The sequence below is a fragment of the Paenibacillus sp. V4I7 genome, from assembly GCF_030817275.1.
Lineage (GTDB): Bacteria > Bacillota > Bacilli > Paenibacillales > NBRC-103111 > Paenibacillus_E.
On the sequence record NZ_JAUSZD010000002.1, the window covers coordinates 2,330,086 to 2,349,352 of the forward strand.

Consider the following 19,267-nt stretch of genomic DNA (forward strand, 5'->3'; position numbering starts at 1 on the left):
GAAGCAAAAAAATGAATAGTAGGTTAAACAAAATGAGGCCCTAGTAAATAAATGGGGCTTTTTTATTTTGTGTGAGACGTTTATAATAGGGGAACAATCGTTCTATGCGGAGTGGTGAAAATATGATAAGAAAAAAATCCCTATCGGATTTAATACAAGGATTAAAAAGTAATGAAAATATAGTTAATTGGCATGAAGTTGAACCGCAAGAAGCAAAGACCCGTTCAATGCCTGAAAGCGTAGACCTAAGAATAAAGGCCGCATTAACTCAAAGAGGAATAGAACAGTTATACACTCACCAGCACACAGCTTATGAAACTGTACGTAAAGGTGAAAATATTGTTGCTGTTACCCCAACTGCTTCGGGTAAAACACTTTGTTATAACCTTCCTGTATTACAGGCAGTAGCCGAAGACGACGGAAGCCGCGCGCTTTACTTATTCCCAACGAAAGCCCTGGCGCAAGACCAAAAAAGCGAATTAAACGAAATCATTACGGAAATGGGCATTGATATAAAAAGCTTCACATATGACGGCGATACTTCCCCAGCAATTAGGCAGCTTGTTAGAACTGTAGGGCATATTGTAATTACTAACCCAGATATGTTACATGCTGCAATCCTTCCCCATCATACGAAATGGGTAAGTTTATTTAGTAATCTTAAATACATTGTCATTGATGAACTACATACTTACAGGGGCGTTTTCGGCAGCCATGTAGCAAATGTTATTCGTAGATTACAACGAATCTGCAAATTTTACGGCAGCAACCCTCTTTTCATTTGTACTTCTGCGACAATAGCAAATCCAAAGGAACTAGCAGAACAGCTTACAGGAAAGCCTATGCGGCTAATTGACGATAACGGCGCTCCTAGGGGAAGGAAGCATTTTGTTTTCTATAACCCGCCAATTGTTAATAAGGCGTTAAACATTCGGAAAAGCGCAACAGTAGAAGTAAACCATTTAGCCAGGGAATTCTTAGCAAATAAAGTACAGACTATTGTTTTTGCCCGAAGTCGGGTACGAGTAGAGATAATCTTAAGCCACATACAAGAACTGGTTAAGAATGAAATAGGGGCAAAATCTATAAGGGGTTATAGGGGCGGTTACTTACCAAGTCAGCGGAGGGAAATTGAAAGAGGGTTAAGGAACGGGGAAATTTTAGGCGTAGTAAGCACGAACGCTTTAGAATTGGGAGTAGACATAGGTCAACTGCAAGTCTGCATTATGAGTGGCTACCCTGGAAGTGTAGCAAGTACTTGGCAGCAAGCAGGCAGGGCAGGTAGACGGCATGGGGAAGCCCTGGTCCTAATGGTAGCAAGCAATACACCCATAGACCAGTACATAGTCCAAAATCCTGAATATTTTTTCGACCGTTCCCCGGAATCAGCAAGAATTAACCCGGAAAATTTAATTATTCTTGTTGATCATTTACGCTGCGCTGCTTATGAACTTCCAATGAAAAAGGGGGAAGAATTCGGGCCTTTAGAGATAGCCGACATTTTGGAATACCTGGTAGAAGAAAGGGTACTGCATCAGGCGGGGGATTCTTTTTTCTGGGCGAATCAGTCTTTCCCAGCAAGCGAAGTAAGTCTGCGTTCGGCAGCACAAGAAAATGTAGTCATAATCGACCAGTCGGACGTAGCGAATGTAAAAATTATTGGGGAAATGGACAGATTTAGCGCTATGACCCTGTTACATGACGAAGCTATTTATCTTCATGAAGGGGTACAGTTTCAAGTTGAGAAGCTGGACTGGGAGCATAAGAAGGCCTACGTACGGGAAGTCGATGTAGAATATTACACGGACGCAAACCTAGCGGTAAAGCTTATAGTATTAGAAGTTGACCGGACGGAAAACAGGCGAACCACATCACTTCATTATGGCGATGTTCGAGTAAACGCGATGCCAACACTGTTTAAGAAAATACGCTTAACCAGTTTCGAAAATATCGGATACGGTCCAATTAACCTACCCGAAGAAGAACTGCATACCAGCGCGACCTGGATAGAGTTAAAAGAGGTAGACCCGACATTAGGGACGAAAACGCTGGAACAACTGCTTTTAGGAATTTCGAATGTACTGAGGCATATAGTACCAATTCATGTAATGTGCGACCGAAGCGATATACACGTAGTTTCACAAATAAGGGCCGAGCATACGCAGCTGCCTACGATTTTCATATATGACCATTACCCCGGCGGCATTGGACTTGCCGAAGACGTTTATAGGCGTTTTGACGATATAAAAGCTGCGGCAAGAAATTTAATACGAAAATGTCTCTGTGAAGACGGCTGCCCTTCATGTATTGGTACGGAAATAGAGGGACTTAACGCAAAACAAAAAAGTATAGAATTGTTGGGGGTAATATGAAAATACGTGGTTCTGTACCCTGCTACATTAAATTTCGTTTGAGAACGCACAAGAACATAGATGCTGGCCCTATTCGGTTGCCCGAAGAAGAGCTGCTTACGAGATCTTATTGGTTTACCGTCGACGAGGAGATGTCGGCGGGGCGTTCGGCCAATGATAAGCAGCATGTGCTGCTCAGCATTGCGCAGCTCGAAGGCGGTGCCCGATGAGCGGGCTCCGCGAGAGGCTGGGCCGCCTGCGGGGACCTTCGGCGGCTCAGGTTGCACCGCCGACCCTGCCTGCGGCAGACGGCGAGTGGGCGCAGCTCGGCGCCCATGTAGAAACGAGCCCGGCCGGCTCGTTCGTCATGCGGCGCCGTGTGTACGGCGCGGACAGCGTGCACGGCAAGTATCGGCTGCGTGAGCTGGCCGATGTTGCGCAGCAGCTGTCCTGCTTTCACGACCGTGACGCCGTCGTCCGGCTCGAAGAGCTGCTCTTCTTCGACACCGAAACGACCGGACTCGGCGTCGGTGCAGGTAACGTGCCGTTCATGGTCGGCATCGGCTTTTATACCGGTGAGTTGTTCACGGTAGAACAGCTCTTGATTCGCAACCCAGCGGAAGAGCATGCTATGCTTGTTTATTTGCAAGAACTGCTCGAGCGCTTCACGCATATTATTTCCTACAATGGCCGAACATTCGATTGGCCTATTCTAAAAAATCGTTATGTTCTTAATCGACTCCAATTGGACGATACGAAGCTGCTTCAGCTTGATCTTCTTTACCCCTCGAGAAGCCTGTGGCGAAACACGCTGCCATCTTGTCGTCTCAGTAAAGTTGAAGAGAGCCGCCTCGGTTTTGAACGTGTAGATGATGTGCCGGGATCCATGGCACCCGCTTTATATTTTCAATATCTGGCCGAGAAAAATCCATCTATACTCGAAGGTGTTTTCGTTCATAATGAGCACGATATCGTTACTTTAGCAGCACTTGCCATACATTTCGGCAAACTGCTGAGTGAAAAAATCGAAATCGAACCCGAAATCGAACTAGAAGAACTGTTTCGAACAGGACTGTGGCTAGACAAAATGGGTCGTTCTACAATAGCAGAGACATATTTCGAAGAATTGTTTGCTAGGTTAATGAATGATCTGGAATCATCTAATCCTGCTGATAAAGAATCAGCCATTCTTCTGTTAGCAGCTTTTTATAAGAAAAATGGTGAGCATCTTCGCGCAGTTGAACTATGGAAACGATGGATTCTCATCAAAAACGTGAGCATTGCGCTTCATTTGGAGCCTTATTTGGAGCTAGCGATGTATTACGAGCATCGAGAGAAGAACTTTGCTCAGGCGATATTTTACGCTGAGGAGGCTTGGGCGAAGCTCTGGCGCCGCCGTTCACTTCACCGTGGAGATAAACGTCAAAACGAAGTCGAGGAAGCACTGGAGAAACGTATCCATCGATTGAAAGGTAAGTTGAGGAAAGCTGAAAGTCATCCGTTTGAGATGAAATCACTTGCTGTGAAGGGTAAGAACACATCGAAAGAGATAACCAAGACACGCAAAATAAAGCCGATTTACGTTAGTGAAGGCCTAATTTAATGGGGATGGACGCCAATTCTAGTTATTTAACACATTGATAAGAGCTTCTAGAGACTGCTAAATTTCATTTTTCATCAATGAACAAGAAATAGAAGCTCCTAGAGGCTCCTAATTTAAGCATTTTCACCAGTTTTGATAGCATTCCATAGCAATAGAAGTCCCTAAAGACTGCTATTGCTCATTTTCATACGATTAAGATTGAAATAAGAGTCTCTAGGGGCTCTTATTTTTGAATTCATGTCGAAGGCAGCATCTATGTTTTGTCAAAAGAGAAATCAGGGGAGCGCCTAGTTTAAAGCAAGAAGCATTAAGAAGAGCTAAGCAGCACTACGAGCACAAAGAAACACCAAAAGCACCAAGAATTCTCCAACACCATCCAGAAGGTTGTGTAAGGTAGTTCCGTTTACTTTCCCAGTCATTTGGTTATACAAGGAAGAAAAAGGCAAGGAGAGTTCACCATGCCCGAACTTCCAGAGATGGAAACGTATCGTCAGCAGTTGACGCGATTGATCCAAGGCGCGCCAATCACTGGGGCGGAAGTTACGCGTCCGAAATCATTGAATGTGGAGCCGGATAGTTTCATTCGGAAGCTAACTGGAAACCGTATTGTACGGATAGATCGCAGAGCTAAACATTTGCTGTTTCACTTGGTATCAGGTGAAGTTTTGTTATTGCATTTAATGCTTGGTGGTTGGATGTTCTATGGAACGGAGGATGAGAAGCCGGACCGGACAACGCAAGTTGTGATCCATTTTGGCACGAAGCACTTATATTTCATTGGATTGCGGTTAGGATATTTGCACATGCATACACGGCCTGAGGTTGATCTGCTTTTAGGCAAGCTTGGGCCTGAGCCACTGGATTCCAGCTTTACTTTTCCACAGTTCCAGCAGGTGTTGAAAAGTAAGAAAAGCAACTTGAAATTATCCTTTGTTGACCAATCGTTTCTCTCAGGGATCGGGAACTGCTATTCCGATGAGATATGCTTTTATGCGGGTATTCTCCCACTTCGTAAACTGTCCTCACTGACAGAAGAAGAGCAAAATCGCTTATTTCAGGCCATGCGCTCGGTTCTTCTCGAAGCTATTCAATTCGGGGGATATATAGACGAGCCTCTGTTTGTTGGGGACCGTTTGACAGGGCAATTTGATGCTAAGTGTCGCGTATATGATCGAGAAGGGGAGCCTTGTTTGCGCTGCGGACATCCACTAATAAAGACAGAAGTTTCGAGCCGCAAATGCTTCTACTGTGCTAATTGTCAAGCGTGAAAGGGCTGATTCCTGATGTTTATTGGCGCTCATGTTAGTACGCGTGGCGGCTATTTAGGTGCGGCCAAAACCGCTCTGTCTATAGGGGCAAATGCATTTCAATACTTTCCCATGAACCCGCGCAGTCTTTCTACCAAATTAGTTAATCAAAGAGATACAAGCGCATGCGCGCAATTTTGCCAAGAACACGGCATGTTGTCGATTGGGCACGCTCCGTATCCCTTGAACCCAGCGGCTGATGAGGCTGAACGCGAACATATGATAAAGCTTTTGAGGAATGGTTTGGAAATTACGGATGCCTGCGGTTCGGTAGGATTAGTGGTGCACTTTGGAAAATATATTGGAAAAGACCCGTTACAAGGTTATAAAAATATAATACAATGTTTGAATAGCGCTGCTCAGGGATATGAGGGTTCTTCATTGATTTTGCTTGAGAATCAAGCTGGGGAAGGTGCTCAGCTTGGGCTAACCATGGAAGAAATGGTTCAAGTGCGCAAACTTAGCGGAGTTCCAGAAAAGATTGGATTTTGCTTGGATACGTGTCATGCATTTGCAAGTGGTTTATGGCAAGGGCATAATTGGTTAGAGCTTGAGACCAAGGGGAAACAGCTTGACTATTTTCCGCATCTGAAGGCTGTTCATTTGAATGACTCTGTCCATCCTTATGGTTCCCGCCGAGACCGCCATGCAAATATTGGGGCTGGCTATATTGGCCGTGAGAATTTTCAGCAAATGCTAGGCTCTTCCTATTTGAAACAAATTCCCATCGTTCTTGAAACAGGTTCAGGAAGTGACGGTACACATGCTCAGGAAATTGCACTGGTGAAATCTTTGGTATACTAGTACTTCATTCATTTCATCATGAATAGGAAAGGAAATCCGATCATGATTCATGTATACTTAGATGACTTGCGACCTTGTCCCCAAGGATTTACTTTAGCCAAAGATGTCAAAGAATGCATTTTACTGCTCCAGGAGTTTGATGTTGATATTTTATCGTTAGATCATGATTTGGGTTGGTCTACGATGGAGACTGGCATGGACGTCGTCATTTGGTTAACGCAACAGCGCAAATTTCCCAAAACAATTTATATTCATACTTCCAGTCCCTCGGCTTGTACGGCAATGTATCAAATGCTTTACACGGCCAAACCCGAAGGGATGAGTCTATACCCTCACCGAATTCCTGACGATTTGCTCATGCAGATTGCACAAGGTACATATACGAGTGAGCCGTAGTCAGAAAGGAATCGACCGCAAATGATCCATTTATCCGGTATTCATTTTATTAGAGGAGAACGTCATATTTTACAGGATGTGAATGTACACATTCAGCCAGGTGAACACTGGGTATTGTTAGGCCGTAATGGTTCAGGTAAGACAACATTGCTTGAAATGATGAATGGATACGAGTTCCCAAGTCGGGGAACGGTAGACGTGCTGGGTAACCGGTATGGTCAATGTGATGTGAGGGAAGTTCGCAAGAAAATCGGCTATATTTCACAGTCTTTGTTCGAAAAATTGAACCTAAATGACCCCGTTCTCGAAGTTGTCGCTACGGGTGAATATGCCTACCTACGGTTTTATCAGGAAATACCGCAAGAGGTGAAAGATCGTGCTCTAGTCATGTTGGAGCGTGTCCGCATTCCTCATTTAGCTCATCAGCCTTTAGGAAGTCTTTCGCAAGGAGAACGTAAAAAAGTCATGCTTGCCAGATCGCTCATGATGAAGCCTTCCATTCTCATTATGGACGAACCAGCGGCTGGATTAGATTTATACGAGAGAGAACGTTTTCTTACAGATGTCAACGACCTCAGCAAGCAAAACATTACGGTCGTCTACGTGACGCATCATATCGAAGAAATAATCCCTTTATTTACGCATGTTGCTATTATTGAACAAGGTGAAATCATTGCGGCGGGGCGCAAAGAAGAAGTACTGACTCCAGAAAATATTCATCGAGCCTTTGGAATCGATATCACGTTGGAGTGGTTCCAAGAACGACCATGGCTTAAGGTTATTGAATCAAGATAGTACATTACATAAAGGATGCGGCTATGACACACTTAACGACATACATTGGTACCTCGAATCACGGGTTCGCTCAATATGCACAAGATGAAATTCGTAAATTATTTCCCTTAACTAAGTTTACTTTGTTGGTGCCGACTGAGGTGTTTATATTCGAAGTGCCCGAGGGTACAGAAGATATGATCACAACGCTTAAAGAGCAGGAGCCTATGTTTCTTAGGCACGTTCAGCCTGTGAGTCAAGACTGGGACCTGAGCCGTACGGATGCGGATATCGAACATCTCAAGTCTTGGTTAAGAGATGCCATTTCTTCAGGGATTATTGGTTCAGGCGAGAAAATAGCCACCCAAGTGCGCAAAGAAGAGCGGGCGGATGTACCTTATGCACCTTTCACCGTCAAGGCAGCTTTAGATGAAATATTGGTTTCTGAGATTCAGGCTGAGCCCGTAGTTCGGTATGCGGATCAAATCATTTCCGTGTATATTAGCGCCAAGAAGCTATTCGTGGGGCTGTCCAAGCCTACCGACAATTTGTCTGATTGGTCAGGCGGTGCGATCCGATTTATGAAGGAAGAGGATCAAATCTCGCGTGCTAAATTCAAGCTTTTGGAAGCGGAACAACGATTCGGTATTGATTTCAGCATTGCCCGTACGGCACTAGATATTGGCGCTGCTCCTGGTGGATGGACATCGTTACTTTTGGAGCGCGGCTTGCGTGTTACGGCTATTGACCCTGCATCCATGAGTCCCAGACTTCAGGGCAACCCACTTCTCGCGATTCTTAAGAAAAATGCTGGCGATGTAAAGCTGAGGGAAAATGAGTTTGATTTGCTCGTCTGTGATATGAGCTGGGATCCACGTCAAATGGGGCGTTTAGTCGCTGATTTGCTCTATTCCTTACAAAGTGGGGGAACGGCAATCATTACGGTCAAGCTCATGCATAAAAAACCGTTCCAAACGGTTCGTGATGTTTTGAAGATTTTGGAGCCGACGCTATTTCTGCTAAAAGCCAAACAATTGTTTCACAATCGGGAAGAATTGACACTTTATTTGCAAAAGACGTAGAATGTGAAAAAAAATGTAGATTTATAAAGAAGACCCTCTTATAATCAAGGTAAATCTTACCTGATAAGGGGGTCATTTATTTATTGATGAATAAACAAAACTGGATTGGAACATGTATAGGGGGAAGATATCGAATTGAAGCCTTGCTCGGTCAAGGTGGAATGAGTCATGTTTATTTAGCAGAAGATTTGAAGCTAAAAGGGAAGAAATGGGCAGTGAAAGAATGTTTGCCTTTCGAAGCCGATGATATGACATTCTTCCTGGAAGAAGCGGAAATGCTCGCTAGGCTTCAACATCCCCAGCTGCCGCAGTTAGTTGATTATTTTACAACCGAGGATGGAAAAGGCTTCTTGGTTATGGATTATATTCAAGGGCCAACGTTGCAAGATTTATTCGAAGATAGGGGTCGCGAGTTACCCATAGCGAAAATTGTTCATGTTGCCTTTCAGCTATGCGATTTACTTCACTATTTGCACACGTTTCAGCCTCGTCCGATTATTTACCGCGATCTCAAGCCTTCCAATGTGATGTTAAATGAGCAGAACCAAGTTCGATTAATCGATTTTGGTGTTGCCAGACAATTCAAACACGGTAAACAATCTGATACCATGCAAATGGGTACGATTGGCTTTGCGGCTCCCGAGCAGTTTTTAGGCTTACAGACCGATGCGCGCACTGATTTATTTACGCTCGGTTCCATGCTGTATTACTTATTATCGGGCGGCCAATATGCGTATATCACTCAAAAGCCGTTGGAACAGATACGAACAGATTTACCAGATGTCTTAACCTCCACTGTACGATTACTCCTGCAAGAGCACCCGCAAAACCGCTGTCAATCTGCCATGGAAGTAAAAATGAGACTTCGTTCCATCTATTCCGAATCAACTATGACCCCAGATACGTTGACTCCGCACACGCCATTCATCACTTCAACAACTGATAAATTAATTGTTATTGGCGGTTTATTTGCAGGGGTAGGTGCGACATTCATGGCAATTACATTGGCAAGAATTCTTCATTCTTTGCACATTCCAAACGCGCTAGTTGAGCAGCCAACAATTGAACCTGATTTGTATATGCTCCTTTACGGCGATCGCAAGGCTCCTAAGGATTACTCCTTCGTGTCGAATCTCATAAGTGACCAAACGTCAGTAGCGATTTCAGCATGGACCAACGGGTTTACGACATGGGTACCCCTTCATCCTGAGGGGTTTCAAAGCTCATGGCATCCTTCGGATTCCTTCAAACTTCTACATACGATAAAAAAACCGATCGTCATCTGGGACGTATCCACGCATTGGGAAGATCCTTCTGTTCAAGAACTTTGTCACAGTGCGGATGAGATCATTGTAGTTGTAGACGCCTCTCCCGGAAAGTGTAATCGCCCAAGTTCGCGAGCACATTTCAATCGATTTGATACGTATCAGCAGCGTGGCAAAAAGGTGCATTATGTGGCGAACGGTACGATGCCGGGACACTTCCGGAATGAATGGGTAGATTCGCTTCCTACGGCACCGTTATGCACCTTGCCTGAAATACCGCGTGCTGAGGTTATGCGTGCTGTTTGGAAAGGGGAATGTATTCAAGATCAGACTGAAGTATTGGAAACGTTGAAAGATGCACTGAGCCCTTTGCTTAGAGAAATTCTGCCGAATGAGACAGTTAGAAAAAGTAGTCTGAAGGGGAGTAAATCATTATTCTCACGATTCAAAAAGCTTAGTTAGCCCCTTTAATAAATTGCAAATCGATTCTCAAGTTATAACCAAATGACCTTAATTGTGTTATGATGAGTCATATTTCATTTAGAAGCAGATAGAGGGGGCTATACATATGGAACAACGCTTTGCTAGAGAGTCCAGATGTTTCAAGACGTCACGAATTTTTCCGACCGATGTAAATAATCACAACACGCTATTTGGTGGTAAGCTGATGTCCTATATTGATGATATCGCATCGATTGCCGCACATAAACATTGCCGGAGGTCTGTTGTGACAGCCTCAACGGATTCTGTTGACTTTTTGTCGCCTATACATACGTCAGACTCGGTTTGCTTGGAGTCATTCGTGACATGGACAGGCAAAAGCTCGATGGAGGTTTTCGTCAAAGTTGTAACTGAAGATTTGAAAACAGGGGCAAGAAAAATAGCAGCAACCTCCTTCCTGACATTCGTTGCACTCGATGATAACAAAGTTCCTGTTGAAGTTCCAGATGTGGTTCCAGAGACGGAAGAAGAGAAAAAGCTGCATGAATCAGCGCCACATCGAGCAGAAATGAGACGTCTACGAAGAGTTGAAAGTAAGAAGCTGGCGAGCTTCTTCACAATGAAATACCCTTGGGAATAAAAGGGATTGATTTTCTTTTAAAATGTGGTACAATTTGGATAAATTAAATCGGACAAGCGGAAGCACCGCTGATCGTGGAGATCGTAGATCTCCTCAATCGGCGCGTGCTTTTTTTGTTTTCTCCGAATCACGAAGGAGGCTGATGCATGAAGGTTGAGACGACCCTTCGCATTGCCATTGTGCTCACCGTTATTAGCTTTGTTCTAATTGCTAGTGGTGTGTATGCCAAGGTTTCATAACTGATATAAAGGAGGTAGGAATGAAAAAATTTCAACTTTACGTCTTAGATGATGACATCGTTTACGCAGAGCGACTTGCTGCCTTCATACGGTCTTCTGAGTTTGCGGAGAGAATACAAGTTAAGCTTTTTTCGAAATTAGAATTGGTCCTAGAGGTGCTTGAGAATCAGCAATTAGAAGGTGTTTTGCTACTATCCGAGGCATATTACCCCTATTTGATGAATCGGAGTACATCCTTATGCAAAATGATTTTGAGTGAAACGATTGCAAATTCCAAAGAAGCGGAGACGAAGATTCCGTTCTTATATCGTTTTCAATCACTGCACCAATTAATATCGCACCTTCAGGCCTTTTATACGGAAAAGCATAGATTTGATGCGGGTCATGGGACGAAAAAAACTAGAGTGCTATCTGTGTACAGCAGCAGCGGAAATAGTGGGAAAACGATGACCGCCGTTCATTTGGCGAAGCAGTTATCTTTTCGCGGTGAACAGGTTTTTTATCTCAGCCTGGAGTTGGTTAGTTCAGCCTCTCAGTGGCTGCAGGGGGATTTAGGACGGTTTTCACAGCTTTTATACTACATGAAAAGCACGCCTGACTTGTTGGGACCTAAGCTGCAGCTGCTCAAATCCCACGACTCTAGGCTGCGTATCGATTATCTGACTCCCAAAGATCAAATCAGGGAGATGCAAGAAATGAGCGGCGAGCATGTCCGTCTTCTTATTGAATCATTGATCTCGTTGAACGAATATGACTTCATCATTGTTGATTTAGATGCCACTGTGCATCCGAGAATTGTAAAAAGTTTGGATGTCAGTGACCATATCATCTGGATTGTGCGGGACGATTTAAATGATTTATATAAAACAGAGGCGCTCCAGAGGCAAATGGGCTCCTTGCAGAATGTACATTTCGTTATCAATAAATATACAGGCAAAGAAACGAATGATTTCTCGGGTTTGGGTAAGGAAATAACGTATAGGCTTCCGTATATCCCCGAGTGGAAAATTTTAAGCGCCCCAGAACAGATCTGGCAATCCGGCTTGTTTTCAGAACAGACGTATGACATGTTCACTGCTATTCACATAGGAAAAGGACATTCTTCTTCGGATAGGAAAGGGGCTGCTGCTTCATGAATCATGATTTGTTTCTCACTTTGAAACAGCAGATTAAAGAGAGGATTGATCTTTCCAGCACGGTCAGCGATGTCACATTAATTGAGCTTATTGAGGAGACCGTTTTCAGCGCAGCAGGAGAACACGGTTGGACTTCAAGCGAGATGCAGGCTTTGGTAAAGCGAGTTTTTGATTCATTCAGGGGCTTGGATATTCTTCAACCGTTGATCGATGATCCATCCGTGACAGAGATCATGGTAAATGGGCATGAGTGCATCTTTTTCGAAAGGAAGGGCGCCGTTGAGCGATATCCGTATCCTTTGGAAAGTGCAGAGAAGCTTGAGGATCTCATTCAGATGATTGTGTCTAAAGTGAACAGGATCGTCAATCAAGCAACACCAATTGTCGATGCGCGTCTGCCTGACGGGTCGAGGGTCAACATCGTACTTCCGCCGGCCTCTTTGAGTGGTCCCACTTTAACGATTCGTAAGTTTCCGGAAAAGCCCCTGCTAATGGCAGATTTGATTCGTATGGGAAGTATCTCGGAGGAGGCAGCAGAACTTCTACAAGTAATGGTTGAATCAGGCTTTAATATCTTTATTGGTGGCGGAACAGGTTCTGGGAAGACGACATTTCTAAATGCACTTAGTGCTTGGATTCCCCCACACGAACGCATCATTACGATTGAAGATTCTGCTGAGCTTCAGATACAGACTGTACCTAATTTGGTGAGAATGGAAACTAGAAATGCCAATACCGAAGGGAAAGGAGAAATCACGATTCGAGAGCTTATTCGTTCTTCGCTGCGAATGCGTCCCAATCGGATAATTGTTGGGGAGGTTCGAGGAGCGGAAGCACTCGACATGCTAGCTGCGATGAATACTGGGCATGACGGAAGTTTAAGCACAGGACATGCGAATACATCTGTTGACATGCTCAGCCGACTAGAGACGATGGTGCTAAGTGGAGCCCAACTTCCAGTAGACGTCATTCGTAAGCAAATTGCCTCAGCGCTGGATGTTATGGTTCATGTAAGCAGAATTCGTGATCGTACCCGTAGAGTCACAGAAATTCATGAGGTGCTAGGTGTGAAGGATGGTGAGGTTCAACTGCATCCACTTTTCCTATTTGTTGAAAAAGGGGAAACGGTGGATCGTAAGGTCATTGGTGAGCTCGCTTATACCGGAAACCGACTGCACCATATGCACAAAATTCGAATGGCTGGAAAGAAGCTGCCAGATTGGTTTAAACAGGTTCAGGAAGAACGTGATACAGGATGAAGATTTTGTTGCTTCTCCTCATTATTGGAGCGTTCAGCTGGTTTTTTCTTTTGTATTTGGAACGAAGAAAAGGAACATCTAAGAGAGCTGAATCTCAGCCCATCCAGCACCCGTCTGCAATTAACCATTTAATTGACTATAACCACTATCAACTAACCTCCAAGGAAAAAGTAAGTGCTATCCTGATGCTTGCCATACCAGCGTTCATTGTAGGCTACATTTTCTACAAAAGCTTCGTTCTTGCTGCAGTATTGGCTGCGGTAGGCTTCGCATTTCCCCGAATACGTAAGCAACAATTAATTCAATTACGTAAAAACAAATTGTATGTACAGTTTAAACAAGCACTAAGCTGCCTATCCTCCTCCATGACGGTTGGTAAGTCGATTGAAACAGCATTTAGAGAGGCACTAGGAGATTTGAAGATGCTGTATCCAGATCCCGCTTGCCTGATCGTCGTTGAATTTAGTATTATCTGCCGAAAAGTAGAGAATGGGGAGCCCATTGAAACAGCTCTGAAAAATTTAGCGGATCGCAGTCATCTAGAAGATGTAAGAAGCTTCACAGACGTTTTCTTAACTTGTAAGCGGACGGGTGGCAACTTGGTGGAGGTCATGAAACGAACTGCTGCGGTGATTGGCGAAAAGCTTGAAATTTCACAGGATATCTCCGTAATGATTGCACAGAAACGTTTTGAATCAAGGGTACTGCTCTTTGCGCCGATCGTTATTGTTGCCGTGCTTGCGTTCTCTTCTCCAGAGTATATGGATCCTCTTTATACAGGCAGTGGTGTACTTATCATGTCTGCAAGCTTGTTGCTGCTTGGTTCTTGCTATGTACTCACTCAAAAAATCATGAATATCAAGGTGTAGCATGTGGATCACGATTGTGTTTATAACTCAGATTGCCGTTTGTATCCTATTATTCCTTTGGGGGCGAGTCCAGTATGCTGAGATTATCAAAGCTCACCCTTATCCGTTCCAGATAAAGCTGCTGTTACCTTACAGTTACTTGCTCATAGACAAGCTTAATTTGATGGAAAAATTACCCGATTTTACGGCAAAAGTACATCATAAATTAATTACACTGCATGGGAGAAGCTTCGCTGCACATGGCAGTAAATGGTTTCTTGCAGAGCTTATCTCGGTTTCGACTTTATGCTTAGTAATTCTAACTCTGCTATCCATTCTTGCCGGTGGAGATAGTTCTCTGTTTGGATTTGGTTTGCTAACCGCGGCTATCGTTCCCATGATCATGGTGCGTGATTTAGATGCGAAAATCCGCAAGAAACAGCAGCTGATGATCCTTGAATTGCCTGAAATATTGAGTGCGATCGTGCTGCTCGTAAACGCAGGAGAGACTGTAAATCGGGCATGGATTCGTTGTGTAGAGGCCCGGCCGCATAAAGCACAAACACCACTTTACAAAGAACTTGCACAAGCTGTTCATGAACTGGAGATGAATGTATCCTTTGCAAAAGTAATGGAGGATTTCAGCAAACGCTGTGCCCTTCATGAAGTGTCAGTGTTTACTTCTACTCTTTTGCTGAACTATAAGCGAGGTGGTAGCGATTTTGTTGTAGCGCTTCATGCACTTTCGTTGGATCTTTGGCAAAGAAGGAAGTCGGTGTCACGAACATTAGGTGAAGAAGCATCATCGAAGCTTGTATTTCCCATGGTCCTCATTTTCGTTGTCGTGATGGTCATCGTAGCGGCCCCAGCTTTACTTATGATGAAACAATAATGGAGGTATGTAGAGATGAAAACGGCGTTAGATTGGCTGAAACAGTTTTGGGAAGATGAAGAAGGATTAGGCACTTTAGAGATTTTATTGATTGTTGCTGTGCTTGTAGCTATAGCAATTATATTCAGAAAATGGATCGTCTCGTGGTTCCAGAAGCTAATTGGGGATGCCAACTCTGATTTAAAAGACAACAGCGCGGTTGTTCCTTGTGCGCCTAGTCCAACAACTAGCTGTGCGCCATAGGCGTTTACTGAGTCTCCGTGTAAATGAGGAAGGAAGCTTTACTTTAGAAGCTTCTCTTGTATTTCCGCTGATTCTACTTTGTACGGTTACGCTTCTTTTTGTGGGCATGTATGCGTATCAGAGCGTATTTGTTCAGCAGCTTGCGAGGACTGCGGCAGAGCGTCTTGCCTTTACGTGGAATAACAGCCACAAAGATTTGGTGACAGGAAACTATAACCCCAGTGAAACAGATGGTCTTTATTGGCGACTTACACATGATAGTGTGTCAGATTTATTCGGAATGCTGAGTGGGAGTGGCGCAACAGAAGTCATTATTCCCTCGAGCAGTGCGAGTGGTCACGTGGAGAGCAAACTTGCCAAAACCTCAGCTTTACTGCCGCAAGGTGTGACGGGAACTGCAAAATACGCCAACTATCTTTTTGACCATCAGGTAGAAGTGAAATTGCAAAAGTCATTTCTTATGCCGACGCAGCTAAAGAGATGGTTGGATTCTGAGCAAACAACTGGCAGGGCCGTTTCACATGTTGTGGAGCCTGTTGAACTCATTCGATTAACGGATATTACACGTACGTATTTCAAAGCGATTAAAGGCCGAATTTCCCCTCAAAAGGCGAGAGAGGCTCTCGTAGAGCCCATTCAAGGTGGATTATCAGGCCCCAGTGTGTCCATACAATCAGAGCGCCAAGCCGCGGCCTATTTGAAGGCACTGGTTGGAGGTACAGAGGTTATTTTGACCACAACATCAGGAAAAAGCAGAACAGTAGATGCGTTGGATGCTCGAGGTATTGGTCATCAAGCTTTTTACAATATGACGGAGTTTCAGCTTCGCACCGAGCAAATGCCTAAGGATATAGAGCTTCTCAATGAAAGGACACAAGTGAAGGGCATCGTATGGCACTTTTTCAAAAAAGATACCAGCGGTAAAGGAATGCCCTCTCATTCATTTCGCAAGGAGCTGGAGCGTAAAGGGATAGTTGTTGTCATCCACAATTAGGAAGGGGGGAGTTTTTGAGGAAATTTATTCGGTCAGAGAAAGGTGCAGTTTCTGTCTATCTGATTCTCATTATTGTGCCAATTTTCTTATTTCAAGCTGTACTCATTGACTTCGCAAGAATTAAACTGGCGGAAAAAGAGACGGAATCAGCGGTCAAGGCCGCAGCGCGATCGGTTATGTCAGCTTACGATACAGAGCTGCAAGCGATGGGGCTCTATGGTCTTGGCATTTCGCAGGATGAATCAGAGGCGTTATTTCGCAAGGTTTTTGCAAGTAATTTGTCAAATCAAGTGTCGCCAGGCGCATTTCATTATGTGGATACAAGACCCGTAGCGAATGGCATGCGTGTTACCCCTGTGTACACATTGGCAAGTCATACGATTTTTGAGCGGCAGGTACTGGAGGATATGAAGATCAAGGCTCCCATCGAGTTTACACTTGAAATTACCGATAAGTTTCGGAAAAGCGGGACGAAAGCCCCTTTTCAGCTTGGGTCCCAGTTTTCTAAAGAAGCGGCGGTGCTTGAAAAACTCATTGATCAAAGAGAAAGTGCGTTAGATGAAGCTTGGCAGAGCAGCGAAGAGCTGATTGAAGAAATATCGAAGTATCATGCTTATTATCAAAAACGCATCACCGAATTAGACGAATTAGCTGCCCAAATCGGCATTCATACAGCAGATGAAGTGAGAAGCGAAATTCTAGAAGTGAAAAATCAGCTGAAATCTATTCAAGATTCCATGAGAGATCTGGATATGTCAATAGCAGCGCTAAGCCAAGCTGGACCTGGCGCTGTGGCTGGCATACAATCCCTCGCAGCTTCTAAACAAATATTAGGGTCTCAGGCACAGGTCTTCGCCCAGAAGTTGAATGAGCTAGAAGCGTTGTTGCAACTGATCATTAAATACGCAGCACTCCTAGCTGCTACGAAGCTGGAGGTGCCGGCTAACGGAAGAGAAATCCAACTATTACAGCAAACCATTGAACCAGCTCTACGATTAGCAAAGCAGCGAAATGACGAGATACGTACGAAATTAAATGAGATAGCTCAAAGTTCGGGAAGTGGAGCACAAGGTGGAGCCTCTGGTGCCTATGAAGTGTTTCAACATGTTCCTGTTATGGGTGATGATTATTTCTACAGATATCAGACAGCCATAGCCAGCATTAGTGCGTTATTTACTGCGTTCCAAGAAGTTGTTACCTCCGTATATCTATACACATCTGATAATACAAGTAGAGCAAACCTAGCGAATAATGCTTATTTTTCTGAATCTAGTGAATTTAATAAACAGCAAAGTGTTTTGGAAAAGACAAGAATGGACAAAAATGAGGCAATGGCAACGAATAAGCTTCTGCAAAAAAACAAGATTCAAGCCATTTTGGATCAAGCGAAACAATCAATCGGTTCTTGCAGCTTGCCGAATACTCAAAGTACTGACACTGAACTGTACAACCGCCTTCAGGGGGATGCCGGACAAGTAGAAGAGGATAAAGGATTGTACCAAAAGTATAGGGAAGCAAATGCTCAAGATACGATGGTTGGCAGCGAGATTGCTTATGATTTAGAGAAACCAGAACCCGTAAGCCTAAAAGCGATGGGGATGCTTGAGGCGTTTAATAACGCAGCGGAATCGATGAGAAATGAGCTTTATGTGAATGAATTTGCGCTTACGAAATTTAATTACCGCACATATGGATTGGAAAAAGACTCTGCGGGTCAGCCCAAATTATCCAATGAGCTGGTGGATCCAGGTTCGCATAAGTTGGCAAATCAAGAGGTGGAATATCTGTTATATGGATTTTCCTCTTGCGTTGCTAATATTTCGTCCGCCTATGCGGAAATGTTTGCATTCCGTATGGCGATCCGCACAGTAGAGGCACTTCTAGATCCGAAAAAAGAGCTGCTCGGTATAGGCTCACCTTTACTCGTGCTCTTGGCGGCTGCCGCGGAAGGCGCGCTGGAAGCTTTTCAAGACATGAATAAATTAACAAAAGGTGAAGCGGTAGAGTTATCTGCGAAAATCACAACATCAGCTTTAAGTTTGACCTACAAAGACTATTTACGCATTTTTCTACTTTTACACAGTAATAATACGAAACTTATGGCTAGAATGCAGGCACTTATAGAACTGGATACTGGTAAGTATTTGGTTCAAGAAACGACTTATATTCAGGGAAACGGAGCAAGCGAAGTGAGGTTGTGGTTTATCCCCCAAATCATGAAGATGCTGGATGGAACTGGGTTACTAGGGTGTAAAGTGCAAGGGAATCGGTGCCAGTTCAGCAGTACTTCAGCTGTAGCTTATTGAAGAAAGGGGGCTGTTTATGCTTCGAAAGTTTCACCATGAGCAGAATGGCGGCGTGGTGTTGGAGGCTTCTTTGGTGCTGCCGTTCTTTTTAGCCTTTGTGATTGGTCTTATCATATGTATTCAGATTGCCGTATTAGAAATGGAGCTGCAAGCCGGGGTATCGGAGGCAACAAAGTCGGTTGCCGGTCAATTATACCCTGTACGGCTTCTTGTCCAAGAAGCCAAATCGAAATTCGATCAGAGCCACGCAGGTGAAATGATGAGTTCAGTTGTAGATCGTGTACAAACGGCTCGAGATCAAGTGAAGAACACTGAGAATCTGGCTGATGAATATGCCGCTTACATCCCGAATTCACTCCTAGAGCTTGTTAAATGGGAAAAAGAAAAGCGTGAATTAGGAGAGGGGAAGGCTCAAGAAGAACTGGATGAGCTTTACGAGAGTCAAGTTAAGCCGCGTATTCATGCGGCCTTCACACCGATTGTTTATGCATTTTGCAAACAAACCATCATGAAGAAAGAGAAATTTAAGGTCATTTCTGTGACTCTCCCGGGTATGGAAAGCGGTGGCGATGCTTTTTTTGGTATAGAAGCTCAAATAACCTACAAGCTTCCTCTGCCGTTCATAAGTCACACGATCATATTAAAGAAGAAGGCTTTTGAGCGGGCATGGATAGGCGCCTAAGACCT

18 protein-coding genes are annotated in these 19,267 nt (G+C 44.2%); all 18 read left to right on the forward strand.

What is annotated here, in order from left to right; genetic code table 11:
• Positions 1-125: 125 nt before the first annotated feature.
• The gene (locus QFZ80_RS11665; RefSeq protein ID WP_307449670.1) at positions 126-2,372 is read left to right on the forward strand and encodes a DEAD/DEAH box helicase; all 2,247 of its coding nucleotides are present in this window, start codon (positions 126-128) and stop codon (positions 2,370-2,372) included.
• On the forward strand, positions 2,369-2,581 hold the full coding sequence (locus tag QFZ80_RS11670) for a hypothetical protein (RefSeq protein WP_307442138.1): 213 nt from the start codon (positions 2,369-2,371) through the stop codon (positions 2,579-2,581). The genes QFZ80_RS11665 and QFZ80_RS11670 overlap by 4 nt, the downstream gene beginning before the upstream one ends.
• Positions 2,578-3,954, forward strand: coding sequence for a ribonuclease H-like domain-containing protein (locus QFZ80_RS11675; RefSeq protein ID WP_307559000.1), 1,377 nt, complete (start codon positions 2,578-2,580; stop codon positions 3,952-3,954). Before QFZ80_RS11670 ends, QFZ80_RS11675 begins: the two co-directional genes overlap by 4 nt.
• Before the next feature lie 458 nt (positions 3,955-4,412).
• Positions 4,413-5,222 carry an Fpg/Nei family DNA glycosylase gene (locus QFZ80_RS11680; RefSeq protein ID WP_307546506.1) on the forward strand — a complete coding sequence of 270 codons (810 nt, stop codon included), beginning with the start codon at positions 4,413-4,415 and terminating at the stop codon, positions 5,220-5,222.
• 15 nt (positions 5,223-5,237) lie between these two features.
• Positions 5,238-6,065: a deoxyribonuclease IV gene (locus QFZ80_RS11685; RefSeq protein ID WP_307546504.1), complete on the forward strand. Its 828-nt coding sequence runs from the start codon at positions 5,238-5,240 to the stop codon at positions 6,063-6,065.
• Positions 6,066-6,107: 42 nt separating this feature from the next.
• Complete coding sequence (locus QFZ80_RS11690; protein WP_307546502.1) at positions 6,108-6,461, forward strand: cyclic-phosphate processing receiver domain-containing protein; 354 nt, start codon at positions 6,108-6,110, stop codon at positions 6,459-6,461.
• A 21-nt stretch (positions 6,462-6,482) separates the two neighbouring features.
• Positions 6,483-7,256: an ABC transporter ATP-binding protein gene (locus QFZ80_RS11695; protein ID WP_307546500.1), complete on the forward strand. Its 774-nt coding sequence runs from the start codon at positions 6,483-6,485 to the stop codon at positions 7,254-7,256.
• 23 nt (positions 7,257-7,279) lie between these two features.
• Entirely contained in the window at positions 7,280-8,317 is a 1,038-nt protein-coding gene (locus QFZ80_RS11700; RefSeq protein WP_307546498.1) for an SAM-dependent methyltransferase, read from the forward strand.
• Positions 8,318-8,403: 86 nt separating this feature from the next.
• Positions 8,404-10,044, forward strand: a complete 1,641-nt coding sequence (locus tag QFZ80_RS11705) for a serine/threonine protein kinase (protein WP_307555549.1) — start codon at positions 8,404-8,406, stop codon at positions 10,042-10,044.
• 106 nt (positions 10,045-10,150) lie between these two features.
• Positions 10,151-10,663 (forward strand): acyl-CoA thioesterase, encoded by a 513-nt coding sequence (locus QFZ80_RS11710; protein ID WP_057302375.1) that lies wholly within the window; start codon positions 10,151-10,153, stop codon positions 10,661-10,663.
• Positions 10,664-10,922: 259 nt separating this feature from the next.
• Positions 10,923-12,038, forward strand: a complete 1,116-nt coding sequence (locus tag QFZ80_RS11715; protein WP_307559002.1) for a nucleotide-binding protein — start codon at positions 10,923-10,925, stop codon at positions 12,036-12,038.
• Positions 12,035-13,297 carry a TadA family conjugal transfer-associated ATPase gene (locus tag QFZ80_RS11720; protein ID WP_307559005.1) on the forward strand — a complete coding sequence of 421 codons (1,263 nt, stop codon included), beginning with the start codon at positions 12,035-12,037 and terminating at the stop codon, positions 13,295-13,297. The genes QFZ80_RS11715 and QFZ80_RS11720 overlap by 4 nt, the downstream gene beginning before the upstream one ends.
• Positions 13,294-14,166, forward strand: a complete 873-nt coding sequence (locus tag QFZ80_RS11725; RefSeq protein ID WP_307546492.1) for a type II secretion system F family protein — start codon at positions 13,294-13,296, stop codon at positions 14,164-14,166. Before QFZ80_RS11720 ends, QFZ80_RS11725 begins: the two co-directional genes overlap by 4 nt.
• Positions 14,167-14,182: 16 nt before the next feature.
• A complete protein-coding gene (locus tag QFZ80_RS11730) occupies positions 14,183-15,037 on the forward strand; it encodes a type II secretion system F family protein (protein ID WP_307546490.1) in 855 nt (284 codons plus the stop codon).
• 15 nt (positions 15,038-15,052) lie between these two features.
• On the forward strand, positions 15,053-15,280 hold the full coding sequence (locus tag QFZ80_RS11735; RefSeq protein WP_171647036.1) for a Flp1 family type IVb pilin: 228 nt from the start codon (positions 15,053-15,055) through the stop codon (positions 15,278-15,280).
• Complete coding sequence (locus QFZ80_RS11740; RefSeq protein WP_307546488.1) at positions 15,246-16,274, forward strand: TadE family protein; 1,029 nt, start codon at positions 15,246-15,248, stop codon at positions 16,272-16,274. Before QFZ80_RS11735 ends, QFZ80_RS11740 begins: the two co-directional genes overlap by 35 nt.
• A 14-nt stretch (positions 16,275-16,288) precedes the next feature.
• Positions 16,289-18,580, forward strand: a complete 2,292-nt coding sequence (locus QFZ80_RS11745) for a hypothetical protein (protein WP_307546486.1) — start codon at positions 16,289-16,291, stop codon at positions 18,578-18,580.
• 16 nt (positions 18,581-18,596) lie between these two features.
• Complete coding sequence (locus tag QFZ80_RS11750) at positions 18,597-19,262, forward strand: TadE/TadG family type IV pilus assembly protein (protein WP_307559007.1); 666 nt, start codon at positions 18,597-18,599, stop codon at positions 19,260-19,262.
• The last annotated feature ends 5 nt before the right edge of the window (positions 19,263-19,267 follow it).